The sequence below is a fragment of the Sphingomonas sp. genome, from assembly GCF_036402235.1.
In the GTDB taxonomy this organism is placed as follows: Bacteria; Pseudomonadota; Alphaproteobacteria; order Sphingomonadales; family Sphingomonadaceae; genus Sphingomonas.
In genome coordinates, this window is the sequence record NZ_DASWTG010000080.1 from 13,440 (window position 1) to 31,795 (window position 18,356).

An 18,356-nucleotide genomic window follows, 5' to 3' on the forward strand; every position below is an offset into this window, starting at 1 on the left:
TCGTCACGATAGCGTAACGGCGGTTGCGCTGTGATATCCGTGTGTTACAGTGACGTTGCCGGAGTTGGAGAGTTTTCGATGGCCACCGCTGCGACGCTGACGAGAGCCGATCTTGCCGATGCCCTGCATCGTGAAGTCGGGTTGTCGCGCGCCGACGCTTCGCGGCTGGTCGAGCAGGTCCTGCGCCATATGTGCGAGGCGCTCGCTAATGGCGAGAATGTGAAGATTTCGGGCTTTGGCAGCTTCATCCTTCGCGACAAGGGCGAGCGCATCGGCCGCAACCCCAAGACGGGGGTCGAGGTGCCGATCGCCCCACGCCGCGTGCTGACCTTCCGCGCCAGCCAGATGCTGCGCGACCGGATCGTCAACGGGGGATGAGATGAGCATCGGTCCGGAGAAGGGGCCAAACGCCTTCCGGACGATCGGTGAGCTTGCACAGGAAATCGGGCGTCCTCAGCATATCCTGCGATATTGGGAGACGCGCTTCTCGCAGCTTCGTCCGCTCCAGCGCGCCGGCGGTCGCCGCTATTACCGTCCCGAGGATGTCGCGCTGGTGCGCCGCATCGATTCGCTTCTGGGCAAGGAAGGCTACACGATCCGGGGGGTCCAGCAATTGCTCGCGAGCGAGCGGGGCGGGGCGCGCAAGCCATCCGCCGAAACGCTGACCGGCGTGCGCGATGCGCTCGCGCGCGCGCTCGTGGACGACGAAGCCTAGCGGTCAGTCGCGGTCCGGGCCGAGCGCGGGATCGAGATCGCGCGGGCGCGTAAAGCGGATCAACACGCCGCCATCGGCGCGAACAGCCGCCCAGTCGGCGACGTCGAAGGTCATCTCGGCGATTGCCGCGGTCGGGAATTTCTCCTCGACCGAATCGCGCAATGCATCCCCCGTCCGATCGGGGATCAGCGTCAGGATCAGGTCCTCAAGGCCCGGATTGTGGCCGATGAGCAGGGCCGTCCGGGCCTGTGCCGGGAGCTCGTGCACGATATCGAGCAGGCTTCCCGCCGAGGCGAGGTAGATGCGCCGGTCCCAGGCAGGCGCGAGATCGCTGCCATAGCCCGCTTCGACCTGCTCGACCGTCTCGACGATGCGCACGGCGGGCGAGGCGACGACATGGTCGAACGTCATTCCCTCGCTGCGAAGATAGCGGCCCATTGCGAGCGCCGCACGCTGCCCCTTGCCGTTGAGCGGCCGGTCGAAGTCGCGCGCGACGGGATCGTCCCAGCTCGATTTGGCGTGGCGCAGCAACGTCAACGTCTTCATCAGGCCTCCCGGGGGACGAACGCGGGCGCCTTCTGCCCCAGCGGCGCGACAGATGAAAGACGTTCGACGCGCCGCACCGCCTCATCGAGCGGGATGCGCGATACCGGGGTCCCCGGCGGGAACGCGCCGAGCAGCCGTGAGGGCATGGCGGCGGAAAGCAGCACAAAGGCGCCTGCATCGTCGGCGCGGCGGATCAGCCGCCCGAACGCCTGCGCCAGCCGGGCCCGGACGATGCGGTCGTCATAGTCGCTTCCGCCGCCTGCTAGCCGCCGTGCCGCATGCAGCACGCTCGGCTTGGGCCAGGGCACGCCTTCCATCACCACCAGCCGGAGCGATTGGCCGGGCACATCCACGCCATCGCGCAACGCATCGGTGCCGATCAGCGAGGCGCGGGGATCGTCGCGGAAGATGTCGACCAGCGTCCCCGTATCGATCGGATCGACATGCTGCGCATAGAGCGGAAGCCCCTCGCGCGCGAGCCGGTCGGCGATACGGGCGTGGACTGCGCGCAACCGCCGGATCGCGGTGAACAGGCCGAGCGTGCCGCCCTGTGCCGCGACGATCAGCCGCGCATAGGCAGCTGCCAGCGCGGCGGTATCGCCGCGCTTCACATCGGTGACGATCAGCACTTCGGAGCGGTTGGCATAGTCGAAGGGCGACGGCGCCTCGAACCGCGCGGGGGGATGGATCAGGTGCTGCGCGCCGCTGCGGGCGTCCGCCACGTCCCATTCGCCGCCCGCGCGCAGCGTCGCGGAGGTGACGAGCGCGCCATGCGCGGGTTTGAGCACCGTCTCGGCGAACGGCTTGGACGGATCGAGCCAGCGGCGATGCAGGCCCACATCGACCTCGCGTCCTTCGATCCGTTCCACCGCGAGCCAATCGACAAAATCCTCCGTCGCCGGGCCGCCGATCCGGGCGATCAGCGCGAGCCAGGCGGCAACCGTCTCGGCACGCCAGCCCAATGAGGCGATCGCGCCCTCGATCCGGGCGCGCGCCTGCCCGTCCATCCAGTCGGGCGCCTCGTCGAGCACCGCTTCCAGCCGGCGGCCGAGCGCCATCATCGGGCGCAGCAGCTGCTCGAGCGCGGCCGCAGCCGGGCCGGCGGCGTCGATCAGCGTCGCGTCCGGCTCGGCCAGCTCGGTCTCAATCCCGTATCCCGCTTCGCCCGCGCCATTGGCGTCGCGCGCATAGGTGAGACCGCGCACCGCGGCGAGCAGCTGCTCGATCGCGCCGAAGGGCTGGCCCTCGGCGAGCCGCTGGAGCCAACCGTCCGAGGGCAGCGCGCGTGCCGCATCGACCGCCGCGGCGATCGCCTGCGCACCGGCATCATCATAGCTGGCGACGTCCGACAGGCGCGCGGCAAGGCCGCGGCGGCGCCCGCGCGATCCCGATTCGGGGCCGGTGATCCAGCGCCGCAGCTCGATCGTCTCCTGCCCGGAAAGCGCGACCCCGAACATCGCATCGGCGGCGTCGAACAGATGATGCCCCTCGTCGAAGACATAGCGGGTCGGGCGGGTGGCGGTCTCCCGCCCGCGCGCGGCGTTGACCATCACCAGCGCATGGTTGGCGATGACGATATCGGCGTCGGCACTCGCCCGCGCGGCGCGCTCGATGAAGCATTTGCGATAGTGCGGGCAGCCTGCATAGACGCACTCGCCGCGCCGGTCGGTCAGCGCGGTCGATCCGTTGCGCCGGAACAGCGCGGGCAGCCAGCCGGGCAGGTCGCCGCCGATCATGTCGCCATCGGCGGTATAGGCGGCCCAACGCGCCGCCAGCTGGGCGAGGATCGCCGCGCGGCCGGCGAACCCGCCCTGCAATGCGTCCTCGAGGTTGAGCAGGCAGATATAATTCTCGCGCCCCTTGCGCGTGACGATGCGGCGCTTGCGGACCTCGGGATCGGCGAACAGCCGCTCGCCCTCATGGCCGAGCTGGCGCTGAAGCGCCTTGGTGAAGGTGGAGACCCACACCGGCCCTTCGGCCTTGGCGGCCCAGAGCGAGGCGGGGGCGAGATAGCCCAGGGTCTTGCCGATCCCGGTGCCCGCTTCGGCCAGCACCAGATTGGGCGAATCGCGCAGCATGCGCGGCGCGAATGCGCTCGCCGCCGCCTCGGCATAGAGCCGCTGGCCTTCGCGCGTCTCGGCACCGCTGCCGGTCAGCTCGGCGAGGCGCGCGCGGACCTCGTCCGGCTCCAGCACGACGGTGCGCGGCGGCGTGCGGGGCGGTTGCTCGGTCCATTCCGGCAGGCGCGAGAACAGCCAGCGCTCGGGCTTTTCCGGACGGCTCAGCCGCTGTGCCAGCGCAGGCGCCCAGCTCCAGCGCAGCCGCGCGAGCGATTGCGCGGCGTGCCACGCGCCTTCGCGCTCGGGCCAATCCCCGCCGGCGATCGCGAGCATCGCCTGCGCAGCGTCGCGCAGGAAGGCGGCGACATCCGCGTCGCCTTTGGGTTCGGGCAGGCCAAGAAAGCGCGCGACGCCGCGCGGGGTCGGCACCATGAAGCGGGCCGGGCGCAGAAAGGCGAACAGCTCGAGCAGGTCGAGCCCGGACAATTCGGCATAGCCGAGGCGCAGCGCGGCGAGCGGCGCATTGAGCAGGATGACGGGGGTATCGGCGGCGATGCGCACCGCCTCGCCTCGCCCGACGCTGCGGGTGCCCTCCTCGGTCGCGATCCAGACGCCGCCATGGCTGGCGTAGAGGGCGGGATAGGGGAGCGCGTTCACCGCGCGTGATAGCGCAGCCGGCCGACGAAGCGCGACATGCTGAAGCGATGGTCCTTGCGGCCGGCCAGCTTCGCCTTGGCCTTTTCAAACTGCATGATGTTCTCGATCCGGCGGGCCAGGAAGGCGCGCGTCTCGGCCTGCCCTTCGCTCTCGTCGTTGAGGAGCACGGCAACCGTCGCGGCATAGATGCCGGCGAGCATCGCGCGCTTGCTGTAATGGTTGTAGTCGGTCGCGGTATCGCCTGCGAGCCGCCATATCGTATCGGCCGATCGCCAGCCGAGCTGCGCCGCGCGCGGCGCATTGTGCGGCATGGCGAGGATCGCGAGGGCGCGGCGCAGCGCCTCCCGGTTCGGCGCAAGCGCATCGAGCCGTGCCTCGACCAGCGCGGTGATCCTTGCGCGGATCTTCATGGCGCCGAGCGTTTCGGGCGGCAGTGCCTGCGCCATCTGCCGGTCGATCTGGGCGAACCACAGGTCGATCATGTCGATCGCCTTGCCCGGCACGGCCAGCCGCGCCACGTCACGATCGGCGCCGATCGCGTCGGCCGCAGCCTCCACCGCCCTGGCATTCCAGCCGTCGAAGGCGGCATTGGGGGCAAGGTGCGGGGCGAGCGCGATGCGCAGCTCGTCCAGCGTCATGTCAGCGACATCGGCCATGCTCAAGACTTAGCCTCGTCTGCCGTGGTTGCAACCTGCCCCGGCGGCACCGATCCGCGACGGACCAGCACCAATGCGATCGCCACCAGGATCGCGCCGACGAAATCGGGCAGGCCCAGCCGCTCGCCATAGACCATCCATCCGATCGTGCCGGCGACGACCGGCTGCGAGAGCAGGGCGATCCCGACGACGAGCGGAGAGAGGTGGCCGAGCGCATAGATCAGCAGGCCCTGCCCGAACACCTGGCTGGCAAGCGCCAGGCCGACCAGCACGCCCCAGTTGCCCGGCCAGATCTGCTCTCCCATCGCCATTGCGAACAGCAGCAGCGGAAGCGCGCCGACCGCGCTGCACAGCGCCAGCGCCGACAGCGGAGTCATCGCTTCGCGCGCGCGGGACATCAGGATGAAATAGACGGTGTAGAGCGCCCCTGCGAGCAGGCAGAGCAGATCGCCCAGCAGGTTCTGCGGCGACAGGCTGTAGGAACGGCCAAGCAGCAGGCCCGCGCCGACCGCGGCCAGCGCCAGCGCGACGCCTTGCTGGCGCGTCGGCCAGGCACGCGCGACGAGGAAGCCCCAGATCGGGAACATCAGCGTCGCCGAATTGCCGAACAGCGTCGCGTTGGCGAGCGTGGTGTGAAGGATGCCGACATGCCAGGAGGCGAGATCGGCGGCAAAGGCGATTCCCGCGAAGAACAAGGTGATGCCCAGCCCTCTGGCGCGGCGCAGCGGGTTGCCCTCCATCGCGAGCACGATGGCGAACAGGAAGGGCACGCCGAGCGCCAGCCGCCAGAATCCGGCGGCAACGGGCCCGACATCGGCGGCGCGCACGAACCATGGCCCGAATGCCAGCGCCATGTTGCCGAGAAGCAGTGCGGCGAAGGGCAGCGCAGTCCCGCTATGCTGCGGCGCAGCTTTTCTTGGGGCAGCGGAGTCGTGCATGCGGCCCTTAGCGCTCTAACTGTTGCATATTGCAACCCATCGGGAGGAAATTTCCCATGCCCAGCCTGTTCGACCCCATTGCCTTCGGTACGATCGCGTCGCTCAACCGCGTGCTGATGGCGCCCCTGACGCGTGGCCGGGCGACGCGCGATGCGGTGCCGACGCCGATGATGGCCGAATATTATGCCCAGCGCGCCGGTGCAGGGCTGATCATCTCCGAAGCTACGGGGATCAGCCGCCAGGGGCTGGGCTGGCCATTCGCGCCGGGCCTGTGGAGCGATGCGCAGGTCGCTGGATGGAAGCCGGTGACCGATGCGGTGCATGAAGCGGGCGGGCGGATCGTCGCGCAGCTCTGGCATATGGGGCGGCAGGTCCACAGCTCGGTCACGGGCGAACAGCCCGTCTCGTCCTCCGCGACCACCAGCCCCGGCAAGGTCCACAGCTATGAGGGTCGCCAGCCGTTCGAGCAGGCGCGGCCGCTGGCGCTGGAGGAGATCCCCGGCATCCTCGACGATTATGCGCGGGCCGCCGAGAACGCGCTGAAGGCCGGGTTCGACGGGGTGCAGATCCATGCCGCGAACGGCTATCTGATCGACCAGTTTCTCCGCGACAATGCCAACTTACGGACCGACGGCTATGGCGGCAGCGTCGAGAACCGCATCCGGTTGCTGAGCGAGGTCGCGGAGCGCGTCGCATCCGCGGTGGGCGCCGGGCGCACCGGCGTGCGGCTTTCGCCGAACGGGGCGACGCAGGGCGTCGACGACAGCGATCCCGCGGCGGTGTTCGTGCCCGCGGCGCAGCGGCTGAACGAGATCGGCATCGCCTTTCTCGAGCTGCGCGAGCCGGGTCCCGAGGGCACGTTCGGCAAGACCGAGGTGCCGCGGCTGAGCCCCATGATCCGCAGGGTCTTTGCCGGGCCGCTGGTGGTGAACTCGGACTATTTCACGCGCGAGGCGGCGCAGGCGCAGCTCGACGGCGGCGCGGCCGATGCGGTGAGCTTCGGGCGCGCCTATCTCGCCAACCCCGACCTCACCGAACGGCTGCGCAGCGGCGCGGCGCTCAACGAGGGCGATCCCGCGACCTGGTATAGCCAGGGGCGCGAAGGCTATGCCGACTATCCCGCGCTCAAGGATCAGGAAGCCGCCTGACTCGCTTCGCTTAGCCGCGCGGTCATCTCGCCGTCCGCCGTGCCCGCCATTCGTCGGCGGTCTGGCCCCAGGCATCGACGCGCTCGCCGACATAGGGCTCGGGCAGTTGCACCGGCCCCATATTGTACGAGCCGAGCCGCTGCGCGAGGCGGATCGAGTTCGCATTGTCGGGGTTGATCGTGTGGATGATGGTGGTCCAGCCGAGCACGTCCACCGCATAGTCCATCGCTGCCGTGGCGCCCTCATAGGCATAGCCCTTGCCCGCGAACTCCGGCGCGACGCCCCAGCCGATCTCGGTGCCCGGCCAGCCATCGGGCTGCCACGGTCCGAGCCGTCCGACCCATTTCCCGGTCGCCTGCTCGATCACCGAGAACATCGCAAACCCATTGATGTCCCACGATCCCGCCATCGCACAGAGCTGGCGCCAGGCGAGGCTGCGCGCGACCGGGCCGCCGATGAAGCGCGCCGTTTCCGGGTCCGCCGCAAACGCCGCCCAGGCGTCCAAGTCCGAGGCTTCGGGACGGCGCAGGATCAGCCGCTGCGTGAAGAGGACGGGATGGCTCAACCGAGCCTGTCCTTGAGCGCGAGCATCGCCAGCGCTGCCTCGGCCGCGCCGCCGCCCTTGTTCAGATGCTTGGGATTGGCCCGGGCGATCGCCTGCGCCTCGTTCTCGGTGGTGAGGATGCCGTTGCCAATCGCAATGCCGTCCATCGTCAGCGCCATGATGCCGCGCGCGCTCTCGTTCGAGACGATCTCGAAATGATAGGTCTCGCCGCGGATCACCACGCCGAGCGCGACGAAGGCGTCGTAGCGGCCGGTTTCGGCTGCCATCGCGATCGCGCCGGGAACCTCGAGCGCGCCCGGGACGGTGATCGTCTCGTGGCTGTGCCCGGCCGCCTCGATCGCGGCGCGGGCGCCGGCGAGCAGCATGTCGTTGAGATGGTCGTAGAAGCGCGCCTCGACCAGCAGAACCCTGGCCATCAGGCGCCGCCTTCCAGATCGATCGGGCGCTCGCCGACGATCGACAGCCCATAGCCGTCGAGGCCGACCAGCGTGTGGTGGGTGTTGGTGAGCAGGATCATCTCCTCCACCCCCAGTTCGGTCAGGATCATCGCGCCGACGCCATAGTCGCGCAATTCCTCCATATCGGCCTCGGTGCGGATGCCGGCCTTACGCTCGACCGCCATGGTGAAGGCGTCGGCGCGCGGCTTGTTGATGACGACGATCACGCCTGCGCCTTCCTCGCCGATGATCTCCATCGATCGCTGCAGCAGCTTGCCGCGGTCGCCTGCTTCGCCGAACAGGTCGCCGAACGGGGAGAGCGCGTGCATGCGGACGAGCGTGGGCTTGTCTGGATTGACGCGGCCCTTGAGCAGGGCGATCTGCTCGGTGCCGGCGGCGGTGTTCCAGAAGGTGATGACGCGCCAGTCGCCGCCCCAGCGGCTGGTGAAGTTGGTCTCCGCGCGGCGCTCGACGAGATGGTCGTAGCGATGGCGATAGGCGATCAGGTCGCGGATCGTCCCGATCTTGAGGTTGTGGAGCTGGGCGAAGGAGACGAGGTCGTCGAGCCGCGCCATCGTGCCGTCATCCTTCATCACCTCGCAGATCACGCCTGAGGGATTGAGGCCGGCGAGCCGCGCGACGTCGACCGCGGCCTCGGTATGGCCGGCGCGGACGAGTACCCCGCCCTCACGCGCGACCAGCGGAAAGACGTGGCCGGGCGAGACGAGGTCGGCGGGGCCGTTGCTCGCGTCGATCGCGACAGCGACGGTGCGCGCGCGATCGGCGGCGGAGATGCCGGTGGTGACGCCTTCCTTAGCCTCGATCGACACGGTGAAGGCGGTGCCCATGCGAGTGCCGTTCTTGCGCGCCATCGGCTCGAGGCCGAGCTGGTCGATGCGCTCGCGCGTCATCGCGAGGCAGATCAGCCCGCGGCCGTGCTTGGCCATGAAGTTGATCGCGTCGGGGGTCGCCATCTGCGCCGGGATAACGAGGTCGCCCTCATTCTCGCGGTCCTCGTCATCGACAAGGATGAACATGCGGCCGTTGCGCGCCTCGTCGATGATCTCCTCGGGCGAAGAGAGGAAGGCGTGGCGGAGACGGGCGAGTTCAGCTTTGGCCACGATGGGCCTCCATGCGTTGGAGATAGCGCGCGAGCACGTCGATCTCGAGGTTGACGGCCTGGCCCTGCGCGAGCGCGCCGAGGGTGGTGACGGCCTGGGTATGGGGAATGAGGTTGATCGCGAAATGCGCGGTGCCGTCGCTCTGGTCGGACACCTCGTTCACGGTCAGCGAGACGCCGTCGATCGTGATCGATCCCTTGGCGGCGATGAAGGGCGCGAGCGCGGGGGGAACCGAGACGCCGATGCGCTGCGACTCGCCATCCGGGCAAATGCCGAGCACCGTGCCGGTGCCGTCGACATGACCGGTGACGATATGGCCGCCAAGCTCGTCACCGAGCCGGAGTGCGCGTTCGAGGTTGAGACGCCGACCCTGCACCCATTGGTCGGCTGCGGTGCGCGAGATGGTCTCGTGCGAGACATCGACCGCGAACCAGCCGGGCGCCTTGTCCACGACGGTGAGGCACACGCCCGAGCAAGCGATCGACGCGCCCAGATCGACGGTCGCCATGTCATAGGTAGTGGTGACGCGCACGCGCAGGTCACCGCGGTCCTCAAGGGCTTCGATGGTGCCGATATCGGTGATGATTCCCGTGAACATACCGTTATTCAGAATCCCGTTTGCTGGCGCGCTCGTAGACCTCGAGCCGGTCGCTGCCAAGCATGCGCGTGTCGGTGAGTTGCCAGCGGCCATGGGCACCGCCGAGCTCGGTGAGGCCGACATCGGCGATGCCAGGCTTGCCGCCGAGCAGCATCGGGGCGCGATAGAGCAGCAGACGATCAACCAAGTCGGCGCGCAGGAAGGTGGCGGCGGTCATCGCGCCGCCCTCGACCAGCAGATGATCGACCCCGACCAGCGTGGCGATCGCGGCGGGCTGCGATATCATGTGCCAGCCGTCCGCAGTGCGCGCCGACAGCAGGACGCGGCGCGGGGCACGGCCCTCGAGGCCGGGCAGGCGCACGTCGAGCCTCGGGTCGTCACGCTCGAGCGTGCCGCGGCCGATCAGGATCGCCTCGTGCCGCGCGCGCTCCAGATGGGCATGCGCGCGCGCCTCGGGCCCGGTGATCCAGCGGCTTTCGCCATTGGCAAGGGCAATGCAGCCGTCGAGCGAGGTGGCGAGCTTGAGCGTGACATAGGGGCGCCCCTTGAACCGGCGGGTGAGAAAGCCCGCGATCGTGCGGCGCGCCTGGGTCTCGCCGATCCCGGTCACCACCTCGATCCCCGCCTCGCGCAGCCGTGCGATCCCCTTGCCGTCGGTGCGCGGATCGGGATCGCGCATCGCGACGACGGCACGCGCAATGCCTGCCGCGATCAGGAGATCGGCGCAGGCGGGTCCGCGCGACGATTCATGCGCGCAGGGTTCGAGCGTGACATAGGCAATGGCGCCCCGCGCAGCCTCACCGGCTTCGGCCAGCGCCATCGCTTCGGCATGCGGGCGTCCGCCGGCCTGAGTCCAGCCGCGGCCGACGACATGGCCATCTACGACCAGCACGCAGCCGATGTTGGGATTGGGCGCCGTCACCCGCTGGCCGCGCGATGCCAGCGTGAGCGCCGCACCCATCCAGCGGGTGTCGCTCAGAGACCCCATGACTTCAGCTTGTCGTCGATCTTCTTGTACTCGAGGCGCTTCTTCTCGGCCTTGGCCTTCGCTTCGGCCTCGCGCTTCTGCCGCGCTTCCTCGTCGATCTTCTGCTGCGCGACGATCTGCTCGAGCGTGCGATCGGCCGGCCAGCTCTCGACGTAGATGATCTCCCGCTTGTAGGCGCGCTCGAAGTAGGAATCCAAATAGAAGCCGGCGAGGACCAGGCCGGTGGTCGCGAACGCAGCGAGCAGGAACCAGATCTGGTAGCGATGGCGGATGCGCAGGACGTCGCGCAGGTCCTGGAGCGGCCCGACCGACGAGACATGCTTGTTGCGCCGAAGAAAGAACATGGGGCGCAAGATAGGCGTGCCGCGCGGCCGGGGCTAGACCTGCCTATTCGACGATCTGGAAACGCAGCGTCATCGTCTTCCACCCCTCGACCGGCACGCCGTCGCGCGTCGCGGGCCTGAAGCGCCAGCGGGCAAGCGCGTGGCGGCGCGTGGCGTCGGACAGGCCATCGCTCGGGCTCTTCACGATATCGATCGCCTTGACCCGCCCGTCGGCGCCGATCAGCACGCGCGCGGTGACGCTGCCTTCGGTCCCCCGGCGGATCTCTGCAGGCGGATAGGGAGGCTGGAGTGCGTCGGCATATTTGGGATCGACCGAAGGGGCGACCATCACCGGCGGCCGCGGCGGATCGAGCGTGACGCCGCCGCCCGCCGGGCCGACGGGGCCGGGCGGCTCGGACGTCGCCGGGCCGATCAGGTCGGTCCCCTCGATCAGCGCGCCCTTGCCGGCCAGGTCGATCACCGGGTCCGGGACATGCGGCAGCGGCGTCGTCATTGTCCTGCGCTGTTCTATCTGCTGCTCCTCCGGCTGGGGCTTGGGCGGGGGCGGCTTGGGCACCGGAATATTCTTCGTGACGAGCGGCGGGTCGGCAAAGACCCCGGGAGCGATCGTCGGGCCTGCATGATAGAGGCCCAGGATCATCGCGCCGCTGATCAGAAGGGCTGCGCCGGCTCCAGCCGGCCGCGATGCAGTGGAATGATACCTGTCGGCATACATGGCTGCTCTCCTTGCTTCCGGCCTGTCTTTGCCGGACGCGATCAATGATATATCATTACATCCAATCGGCAAAGCGTTTTCCTCCGGCGGTGAAGCGAGCCGTTCGCCAGGGGCATCCACCGCTCCGTCAACCGCTGTCGCCCTCGTCTGCGCGGGGGTGGCCGCCCCCCGGGTGGAAGGATCGAACCCGCTCGCTGGAGCCGACCAAACCCCTTCGTTCGAGCCGGCGAGGTTCGGCGCGGCGGCCGGGCCGTCAGCCGCGCAGACGGGCGATCGCGCGGTCGCGACCGATCAGCGGAAGCAGGGCAGCCATGTCCGGCCCCGAGTCGCGGCCGGTGAGCGCGCGGCGCAGCGGGAGGAACAGCGCCTTGCCCTTGCGTCCGGTCGAGTCCTTGAGGACGGCGGTGAGCGCGTGCCAGGGGTCGGCAGACCAGTCGAGGCCGGCGGCGGCGTCGGCCGCCCGGGCAAGGAATTCGGCGTCGTCGGGATCGGTCGCGGCGGTCACTGGGCCCTGCACGACCTGCCACCAGTCCGCCGCTTCGGCCAGCGTCGAGAGATTGGGGCGGATGGCGCGCCAGCCGGCGGCGTCCATCCCCGCGGGCAGGCGCGCGGCGACGGCTTCATGATCGAGCTGGTGGAGGATGCGGGCGTTGAGCTGCGCCAGCTCCGCCTCGTCGAACCGGGCGGGCGCGCGGCCGAACCGGGCGAAGTCGAACGTCGCGAGCAGCGGCGCCGTATCGGGCTGCGGCTCGACGGGATCGCTGGTGCCGAGCCGCGCGAGCAACGCGACGATCGCCTGCGGCTCGATCCCCGCCTCGCGGAAATGATCGGCGCCGAGCGAGCCGAGGCGCTTGGACAGCTTGCCTTCCGATCCGGTCAGCAGCGCTTCATGCGCGAAGGCCGGCGGCGCGGCGCCGAGCGCGTCGAACATCTGGAGCTGCGCGGCGGTGTTGGAGACATGATCCTCACCACGCACGACATGGGTGATGGCCATGTCGATATCGTCGATCACCGACGGCAGCAGGTAGAGCCACGAGCCGTCGGCGCGGCGCACCACGGGATCGCTCATCGTCGCCGGATCGAAGCGCTGGGGACCGCGGATCAGGTCGTGCCATTCGATCGGCGCCGCATGATCGAGCCGGAAGCGCCAGTGCGGGCGCACGCCTTCCGCCTCGAGCCGGGCGCGATCGGCATCCGTCAGGGCAAGCGCCGCACGATCATAGACCGGCGGCAGGCCGCGGCCGAGCAGGATCTTGCGCTTGAGGTCGAGCTCCTGCTGCGTCTCGTAGGCCGGATAGATCCGGCCGGCGGCGACCAACTCGGCAAAGCGGCGCTCGTAGAGACCGAAGCGCTGCGACTGGCGCTCCTCGCCATCGGGGACGAGGCCGAGCCAGGCGAGATCGTCGCGAATCGCCGTGACATGCTCCTCGCGCGAGCGCTCGCGATCGGTATCGTCGATGCGCAGCAGAAAGCGGCCGCCGGCCTTGCGCGCCCACATCCAGTTGTGGAGCGCGGTGCGGATATTGCCGACATGGAGCCGGCCGGTGGGGCTGGGGGCGAAACGGGTGACGACGGTCATGCGACGCCCGCTACCCGATTTCGCCGGGCCGGGAAACGCCGCCCGGTTTACGTCGCCGCCGAACCCGCCTATCGGGGCGCACACGGTCATGCGGCCGGGCGCTTAGCTCAGTTGGTAGAGCATCTCGTTTACACGGTGATGTCGAGCGGGCCGCAAAGCGGCAGAAATCCTAGGCTTTCCGGACCTTCGCCGCATCAGCTTCGGGGATGGTTCGGGACTCTGACGCTTCAAGTGCGTTTCTCACATCATCATCCAGGACGTGCGCGTAGCGTAGCGTCGTCTTCAGCGTGCGATGCTTGAGCGCTTCCTTTGCGGCCGCGAGCGAGCCGGTTGCGCGCACGATCCTGGTGCCGCGAGTATGGCGCAAGTCGTGGAAGCGGAACGCCTCTATGCCGCCGGCGAGCTTGGCGGCCGCGAACGCGCCTCGCAAGGCCGTGGCGGACATGGGATAGCGCTGCCCCTTGATCCGCGCCGGTTGCGCCCGTCCCTTCTTGTCGATGAAGCCCGGCCTCGTGCGCTGGGCGACATAGGTGAAGACGCGCGGGCCGACCTTCGGCTGTCTCGCGATGATCGCGACCAGCGCCGCGGTGAGCGGGCGGCGCACGATGTCGCCGCCCTTGATCCGAGTCTGTGCCTGCATTGTGGTCAGATCGACGTCCGACCAGCGCAGCGCGATCACTTCCTCGCGGCGCCATCCTGCCTTCAATGCGAAATCGACCACGTCGAGCATGTCCTCGCGCAGCTCGTCGAACAGCGCGGTTTCCTCATCCACGGACAATTCGCGGGGTGGCTTTTCGGTCACCTTGAGGCGCAGCGCTTTCCAGTCCGGCATTTCGCCGACGTCGAAGCGCGCCTTTTCACAGCGACGCCACACGGCGCGCATGTTGTCGATCTCGCGGTTGACGGTTGCATTCGATCGGCCATCGCGCCGACGGGCGACGTGCTGTTGCAGGTCGCGCTGCGTGATCTCGCTGAGCAGGCGCTTGCCGCCCAGGCCGGCGAGCAGATCGGCCAGCATGTACTCGATCGTCGACCAGCTCGACAGGTGCTCGCCATGCTCGGCGTAGACGCCGCAGGCTTCGTCCAAGGTGATCGGCGGCCGCGTCTGCAGCTGCATGATCGCCTTGTTGCGCTGAACCGCCTCATAGGCTTCGGCCTGGCGCTTCGACTCCATGCCAGTCGAGCCGTAGTGGCGACGGCCCTTCCAGACGAAATCGAAGTGATAGTAGGGGGAACCCTTGGGCTTGTAGACGCTCATCGCCGGCTGCGCTGTCGCTCCGAAAACGGCACGATAACACCGCCGCCATGATTCGCAGCAATCTTGCGACCGCCCTTCCCCGTCCGCTTCGTCGGCTTAGGCCGGTCGGCAGTGCGCTTGACCTCGATCAACTGATCAAGATCGTCGGGATGATAGCGAACGCAGCGCCCGATCAGGATATAGCGGACGTTGCCCGCCTGGCGCTCCCTGCGCAGCGTGCGCCCGCAGATCTGCAGCCGCGCCGCCGCTTCGTCTTCGGTCAAGAGGAGCGCGTCGGCCATGTCAGCCGTCGAACTTGTCAACGTCGTTGCCCCAGGCATCCCAGCCGGGGCGGCGCTGGCGGGCGAACAGCTCGACGCGGGGGCCGGCGTAGAGCGCCTCGACGTCGGCGATCATCTGGTCGGGCTTGCGGCTGTGCTCGCGCGTCGGCGCCACGACCAGGTTGCGCACCGATCGGGACATGACGCGCGGCTTGCCGATCGTGCCGACGAGATAGAACTCGGCCGCCGAGCGGAAGACGTAGCCGGTGCCGAACGCCCAGGCCGCGCCGGTCGAGGTCTGTTTCGCCCACGCGCCGGCGCTCTTGAAGGTGAAACCCCATGCGTTAAGAAGTTCGATCGCGCGATCGAGCAGCGGCGCCGTCGCCCACATGATCAGCGCGCAGTCGGGCGCGGCGAGCCGCGCGACGGGCAGCTTCGCCAGATCCTCGACCTTCATGCAGGGATAGTGCGCGACCGGGTTCTTCGCCTCGCCCTTCGCCGAGAAGTTGGAGAAGCGCCACGGCGGATCGGCATAGATTACCCCGTAATGCCCGGCCTGCAGATCCCCAAACGGCCAGTCGATCGGCGCCGGTGCCGGCGGCGGTGCGACCGTCCCGCGCTCCGGTGGAGTCGGGATTCCCAAGTCGCCGCCGAACAACTCAAAGTTGCCAGCGGCCGCGACGCGCCGGCGCGACATCGTGAGCTTCACGTTGTGCGCGTGAATGTGCCGATCATAGGCCAAGTGGCAGCGCTGGCACATGGCGCGAAGGTTTTCGTCGGCGCAATTCTCCGGCGTGTCGTCGAGGTGCGCGACGGTGAGCACGACGATCGAGCTGGTGACGCTGTGCGGCTCGCCGTTGATCTCGGGGCAGCGGCCGCCATGATCATGGCCGCACTCGCCCTGGCATTCGCAGCGGTCGCCCGCGCGATCCTTGCGGATCCGCAGGCTGATCACCGGCCAATCGGCGGGATAGCGAGCGCGATTTTCGGCCGAGATCGGCATTATGCGCGATTCCGCTTGAGCTTGATGAACAGCACGCCGCTGCCATCGTCGTTAAGGGAGACGTTGACGCCGTGCGTCGGGTCGAAGTCGGCGAGGTTGATCGGCCCCTTCGCGCCGCTCTCGCTGGCGAACCGCACCAGATCCTGCAGGGACATCAGCAGCGAGGGCAGCGTGCACACCCGCTCGTGCGCGCGCAGCACCTTCGGCGCTTCCGGCAGATCGAGGGAAAGCGTGTCGGTCATTCGACGATGCTCCATTCGATGCTGCAGCCTGGGCCCCAGCGCTTGCTGGCGACCTTGCCTGCGTCCTCCAGTTTCATCAGGCGGCGACGCACGGCGTCGGTTTTGAGCGCGCGGCCGAAGCCGTGCTCAGATGCGAGGATATTGCGGATCACGTAGGTGAATATGCCGCCGGGGCGAGCCGCCATCGCCTGCAGGATCTGCACGTCGGTGGGCGTGGCCGTCATAACAGCGCCTCCGTCGGGGTCGGCCAGTTCCAGAAGCCCTGCAGGCCGCGCATGGCGATCGGCGTCGGCCAGCGCTCAATTTCGAGCATGGGCCAGCCCCAATTGGCATGTTCGTCCCTGTCGCTGTCGTTGACCTCCTCGACGCCGAACTCGCGCGCGATATCGACGCCGTTGCGCGGCTCGCCCAGAATTGCGGTCCCGAGGCCCACACCGAACGGCAAGCTGCAGTTAAAGGTGATCTTGGTGGCCTCCTCGAGGATCGGAAGCGCCAGTGCGGGGTGGAGGCACGTCTCAGCCGCCAGCTCACCGCCGGCCGCGAGCGCAGCGATCAGCGCCTCGACCTCTTTGCGGTCAATTTTGCGCGTGGAGGCGTGGATCACGATCCGCTGGCCGATCAGCTCGGCATAGGCACCTCCGCGGCGCCGAGGATTCCAACCGCGAAACTCGTATGGCTTTGCGCCAGCCATGATGAGCGAGGCCCACGGCTGGTAGATGGTGAGCGCCTTCATCGACCATCCCCCGGCGTCTGAACGGTAATGTCAATGTCCATGCCGATCACGCCGCGAACGGCTTCGGCGATGGCGGTGGCGTCGATCGCGACAACCTGGTCGGGGTGCTCGACCTTGATCGAAGCGGCGAGCGAGGGCGCCTCGAACAGCGCGATCGGCAGCTCGATCTTCAGGTTGAGCGCGCGCTCGTTGCGGGAGAGCGCGGGATAGCCAGCGGTGACGCGCACGCTGGGGCGGTCGCTGCCGCCCTGTCCGCGCGCGATCGTCAGCCAGAAGTCGAGCAGCATGACGTGCTTGCCATGCGCGCGGCTCTCATGTCCGTAGCGGCCGCTCATGCTTCACCGCCCTTCGCATAGAGCGCGTCGAAGATTGGGCCGTTGCGCTCGCGCCACTGGCGGGCATAGGCCAAGCCGCGCAGGCGCTCTTCGGATTGCGAGCCGCGACGGACATAGGCGGTGGCGGTGCCGGCATAGGCCTCGGCGCGCACGAAGCCGCGGATCTGCAACAGCGCGGCGATGGCGCGCGGCTCGGCACCGCGGCGATCGGCCTCGGCGATACCGGCCCGTTCCATGCTGGCGCGGGTCTGTTCGGCGGCCTCCTCGACCGTGCACAGGCTGCGGGAGCCGAGCCACGGATTGAGGTGCGCGTTGGCCAGCTCGAGCTGGTCGGGGCTGAGAAGTTGGGTGCTCATGCGTCACGTTCTCCAAGCATGCGCGCCTGCAGTTCGTAGGCGCGTTCGGGTGAGGTTTCGGGTTGGGGTTCGCGCCGGACGCCGGCGATGAAGCTGCGCGCCTCAAGGCAGTTGGCCGACCAATCGCGGATGCGGCCTTCTTTCCAGGCGTCCGAGATCGCGCGGCGCAGCGGTGCCGGCAGGCGGAACCAATGCGCGCGACACATCAGCTTCCCGCGCGGAATCCGCTCGCGGCAGTTCGGCGCATCGCACATGCTGATGCCGGGGTTGCGCCTCATGACGACGCCCTCCGGCCTCGCGCACCGGGGCGGCGCAGGCCGAGCTTTTCGGCACGGCAGTGGATCGCGCTGGGCGAGCGGTTCGGCAGCAATGCCGCGACATGCTTGGCGCCGCCGATGGGATATTCGCGGCGCACCGTCTCGATCTCGGCGCGGCGCCAGAAGAAGGGCGAGATGGTGTCGCTCATGAGCGGCGCGATCCGGCGCTGCCGAACAGCGCGACCAGGATGAAAGGCATGCTGACGATCGCGACCAAGGCGAGCAGCACGATCTTTGCGACGCGACGCCAGCGGGCATGATGTGCGAACCCGCGCATCACAGCATTCCCAGCGAGGCTAGATAGGTTTCGAGGATCGCGTCGTCTTCCTCGAGGACGTGCTTCTCGACCTTCCGGCGCGCGATGATCTTCTTGAAGGCCTTGGTATCGTATCCGACCGCCTTCATTTCGCCGAGCACGTCGCGCTTGTCCTCGGCGATGCCGATCGCCTCCTCGTCGAGGCGCTCGTAGCGTTCGATGAACAGGCGCAGCTGCTCGGCCGCGCTCTCGCCCGATGTCTTGATCGGATCCGGCACGACGCGCTTCTTGCGGCCGCGCGGCGCGCTCCCCGGCAGCGCGGGCGCCGGGACATGCCGGGCGACGCCATCCGCGCCGCGCTGCAGCCGCATGGTGAGTCCGGTCATAGGATCCCCGCGAGGTGCAGGAGGGCGCGCCCTGGCAGGAGCGCGAATGCGACGGCGGCGATGGCAAGGCAGGCGCGGGCGAGCACTGGCCGTGCCGGTGCGCAATCCGGGCACGCGCAGGAGCCGAGCTGGGCAGCGCGGCG

The 18,356-nt window shown here is 68.8% G+C and carries 27 protein-coding genes; 3 read left to right on the plus strand and 24 right to left on the minus strand.

Going from position 1 to position 18,356, the window contains the following annotated elements; translation table 11 throughout:
* Positions 1-78 precede the first annotated feature (78 nt).
* Positions 79-378: an integration host factor subunit alpha gene (locus VGD28_RS16260; RefSeq protein WP_331029400.1), complete on the plus strand. Its 300-nt coding sequence runs from the start codon at positions 79-81 to the stop codon at positions 376-378.
* Position 379: 1 nt separating this feature from the next.
* A complete protein-coding gene (locus VGD28_RS16265) occupies positions 380-715 on the plus strand; it encodes a MerR family transcriptional regulator (protein ID WP_331029401.1) in 336 nt (111 codons plus the stop codon).
* A gap of 3 nt (positions 716-718) precedes the next feature.
* Here the strand turns inward: VGD28_RS16265 and VGD28_RS16270 are convergent, their stop codons facing one another.
* The 4 genes from VGD28_RS16270 to VGD28_RS16285 are packed head-to-tail and all read right to left on the minus strand — an operon-like array spanning position 719 to position 5,572.
* The gene (locus tag VGD28_RS16270; RefSeq protein WP_331029402.1) at positions 719-1,261 is read right to left on the minus strand and encodes a histidine phosphatase family protein; all 543 of its coding nucleotides are present in this window, start codon (positions 1,259-1,261) and stop codon (positions 719-721) included.
* Positions 1,261-3,978 (minus strand): ATP-dependent DNA helicase, encoded by a 2,718-nt coding sequence (locus tag VGD28_RS16275; RefSeq protein WP_331029403.1) that lies wholly within the window; start codon positions 3,976-3,978, stop codon positions 1,261-1,263. The genes VGD28_RS16270 and VGD28_RS16275 overlap by 1 nt, the downstream gene beginning before the upstream one ends.
* The gene (locus VGD28_RS16280; RefSeq protein WP_331029404.1) at positions 3,975-4,634 is read right to left on the minus strand and encodes a COQ9 family protein; all 660 of its coding nucleotides are present in this window, start codon (positions 4,632-4,634) and stop codon (positions 3,975-3,977) included. The genes VGD28_RS16275 and VGD28_RS16280 overlap by 4 nt, the downstream gene beginning before the upstream one ends.
* A gap of 2 nt (positions 4,635-4,636) precedes the next feature.
* Positions 4,637-5,572: a DMT family transporter gene (locus VGD28_RS16285; RefSeq protein ID WP_331029405.1), complete on the minus strand. Its 936-nt coding sequence runs from the start codon at positions 5,570-5,572 to the stop codon at positions 4,637-4,639.
* A 56-nt stretch (positions 5,573-5,628) separates the two neighbouring features.
* Here VGD28_RS16285 and VGD28_RS16290 point away from each other — a divergent pair, with 56 nt between their 5' ends.
* Positions 5,629-6,720: an alkene reductase gene (locus VGD28_RS16290; RefSeq protein ID WP_331029406.1), complete on the plus strand. Its 1,092-nt coding sequence runs from the start codon at positions 5,629-5,631 to the stop codon at positions 6,718-6,720.
* Positions 6,721-6,742: 22 nt separating this feature from the next.
* On the opposite strand, the gene VGD28_RS16295 is transcribed toward VGD28_RS16290, so the two are convergent.
* The 20 genes from VGD28_RS16295 to VGD28_RS16390 all read right to left on the minus strand — a co-directional run bounded on the left by VGD28_RS16295 (position 6,743) and on the right by VGD28_RS16390 (position 18,213).
* Positions 6,743-7,285, minus strand: coding sequence for a GNAT family N-acetyltransferase (locus VGD28_RS16295; RefSeq protein ID WP_331029407.1), 543 nt, complete (start codon positions 7,283-7,285; stop codon positions 6,743-6,745).
* Entirely contained in the window at positions 7,282-7,701 is a 420-nt protein-coding gene (gene ribH, locus VGD28_RS16300; protein ID WP_331029408.1) for a 6,7-dimethyl-8-ribityllumazine synthase, read from the minus strand. Before ribH ends, VGD28_RS16295 begins: the two co-directional genes overlap by 4 nt.
* The gene (gene ribB / locus VGD28_RS16305; RefSeq protein WP_414714515.1) at positions 7,701-8,843 is read right to left on the minus strand and encodes a 3,4-dihydroxy-2-butanone-4-phosphate synthase; all 1,143 of its coding nucleotides are present in this window, start codon (positions 8,841-8,843) and stop codon (positions 7,701-7,703) included. The genes ribH and ribB overlap by 1 nt, the downstream gene beginning before the upstream one ends.
* Positions 8,830-9,441 (minus strand): riboflavin synthase, encoded by a 612-nt coding sequence (locus VGD28_RS16310; RefSeq protein WP_331029409.1) that lies wholly within the window; start codon positions 9,439-9,441, stop codon positions 8,830-8,832. Before VGD28_RS16310 ends, ribB begins: the two co-directional genes overlap by 14 nt.
* Positions 9,442-9,445: 4 nt before the next feature.
* Positions 9,446-10,429: a bifunctional diaminohydroxyphosphoribosylaminopyrimidine deaminase/5-amino-6-(5-phosphoribosylamino)uracil reductase RibD gene (gene ribD / locus VGD28_RS16315; RefSeq protein WP_331029410.1), complete on the minus strand. Its 984-nt coding sequence runs from the start codon at positions 10,427-10,429 to the stop codon at positions 9,446-9,448.
* Positions 10,417-10,773: a hypothetical protein gene (locus VGD28_RS16320; protein ID WP_331029411.1), complete on the minus strand. Its 357-nt coding sequence runs from the start codon at positions 10,771-10,773 to the stop codon at positions 10,417-10,419. Before VGD28_RS16320 ends, ribD begins: the two co-directional genes overlap by 13 nt.
* Positions 10,774-10,816: 43 nt before the next feature.
* On the minus strand, positions 10,817-11,488 hold the full coding sequence (locus tag VGD28_RS16325) for an energy transducer TonB (protein WP_331029412.1): 672 nt from the start codon (positions 11,486-11,488) through the stop codon (positions 10,817-10,819).
* 253 nt (positions 11,489-11,741) lie between these two features.
* A complete protein-coding gene (gltX, locus tag VGD28_RS16330) occupies positions 11,742-13,067 on the minus strand; it encodes a glutamate--tRNA ligase (RefSeq protein ID WP_331029413.1) in 1,326 nt (441 codons plus the stop codon).
* A gap of 169 nt (positions 13,068-13,236) precedes the next feature.
* Positions 13,237-14,325: a site-specific integrase gene (locus tag VGD28_RS16335; RefSeq protein ID WP_331029414.1), complete on the minus strand. Its 1,089-nt coding sequence runs from the start codon at positions 14,323-14,325 to the stop codon at positions 13,237-13,239.
* Positions 14,322-14,606 (minus strand): helix-turn-helix domain-containing protein, encoded by a 285-nt coding sequence (locus VGD28_RS16340; RefSeq protein ID WP_331029415.1) that lies wholly within the window; start codon positions 14,604-14,606, stop codon positions 14,322-14,324. The genes VGD28_RS16335 and VGD28_RS16340 overlap by 4 nt, the downstream gene beginning before the upstream one ends.
* 1 nt (position 14,607) lies before the next feature.
* On the minus strand, positions 14,608-15,588 hold the full coding sequence (locus VGD28_RS16345) for an MT-A70 family methyltransferase (protein WP_331029416.1): 981 nt from the start codon (positions 15,586-15,588) through the stop codon (positions 14,608-14,610).
* On the minus strand, positions 15,588-15,830 hold the full coding sequence (locus tag VGD28_RS16350; RefSeq protein ID WP_331029417.1) for a hypothetical protein: 243 nt from the start codon (positions 15,828-15,830) through the stop codon (positions 15,588-15,590). Before VGD28_RS16350 ends, VGD28_RS16345 begins: the two co-directional genes overlap by 1 nt.
* Positions 15,827-16,054: a hypothetical protein gene (locus tag VGD28_RS16355; protein ID WP_331029418.1), complete on the minus strand. Its 228-nt coding sequence runs from the start codon at positions 16,052-16,054 to the stop codon at positions 15,827-15,829. The genes VGD28_RS16350 and VGD28_RS16355 overlap by 4 nt, the downstream gene beginning before the upstream one ends.
* Entirely contained in the window at positions 16,051-16,563 is a 513-nt protein-coding gene (locus VGD28_RS16360) for a hypothetical protein (protein ID WP_331029419.1), read from the minus strand. The genes VGD28_RS16355 and VGD28_RS16360 overlap by 4 nt, the downstream gene beginning before the upstream one ends.
* The gene (locus tag VGD28_RS16365) at positions 16,560-16,898 is read right to left on the minus strand and encodes a hypothetical protein (RefSeq protein WP_331029420.1); all 339 of its coding nucleotides are present in this window, start codon (positions 16,896-16,898) and stop codon (positions 16,560-16,562) included. Before VGD28_RS16365 ends, VGD28_RS16360 begins: the two co-directional genes overlap by 4 nt.
* Complete coding sequence (locus VGD28_RS16370; RefSeq protein WP_331029421.1) at positions 16,895-17,254, minus strand: hypothetical protein; 360 nt, start codon at positions 17,252-17,254, stop codon at positions 16,895-16,897. The genes VGD28_RS16365 and VGD28_RS16370 overlap by 4 nt, the downstream gene beginning before the upstream one ends.
* Positions 17,251-17,532: a hypothetical protein gene (locus VGD28_RS16375; RefSeq protein WP_331029422.1), complete on the minus strand. Its 282-nt coding sequence runs from the start codon at positions 17,530-17,532 to the stop codon at positions 17,251-17,253. Before VGD28_RS16375 ends, VGD28_RS16370 begins: the two co-directional genes overlap by 4 nt.
* Positions 17,529-17,720 carry a hypothetical protein gene (locus VGD28_RS16380; protein WP_331029423.1) on the minus strand — a complete coding sequence of 64 codons (192 nt, stop codon included), beginning with the start codon at positions 17,718-17,720 and terminating at the stop codon, positions 17,529-17,531. Before VGD28_RS16380 ends, VGD28_RS16375 begins: the two co-directional genes overlap by 4 nt.
* Positions 17,717-17,848 carry a hypothetical protein gene (locus tag VGD28_RS16385; protein ID WP_331029424.1) on the minus strand — a complete coding sequence of 44 codons (132 nt, stop codon included), beginning with the start codon at positions 17,846-17,848 and terminating at the stop codon, positions 17,717-17,719. The genes VGD28_RS16380 and VGD28_RS16385 overlap by 4 nt, the downstream gene beginning before the upstream one ends.
* Positions 17,848-18,213 (minus strand): DUF2312 domain-containing protein, encoded by a 366-nt coding sequence (locus tag VGD28_RS16390; protein ID WP_414714516.1) that lies wholly within the window; start codon positions 18,211-18,213, stop codon positions 17,848-17,850. The genes VGD28_RS16385 and VGD28_RS16390 overlap by 1 nt, the downstream gene beginning before the upstream one ends.
* Positions 18,214-18,356: the final 143 nt, after the last annotated feature.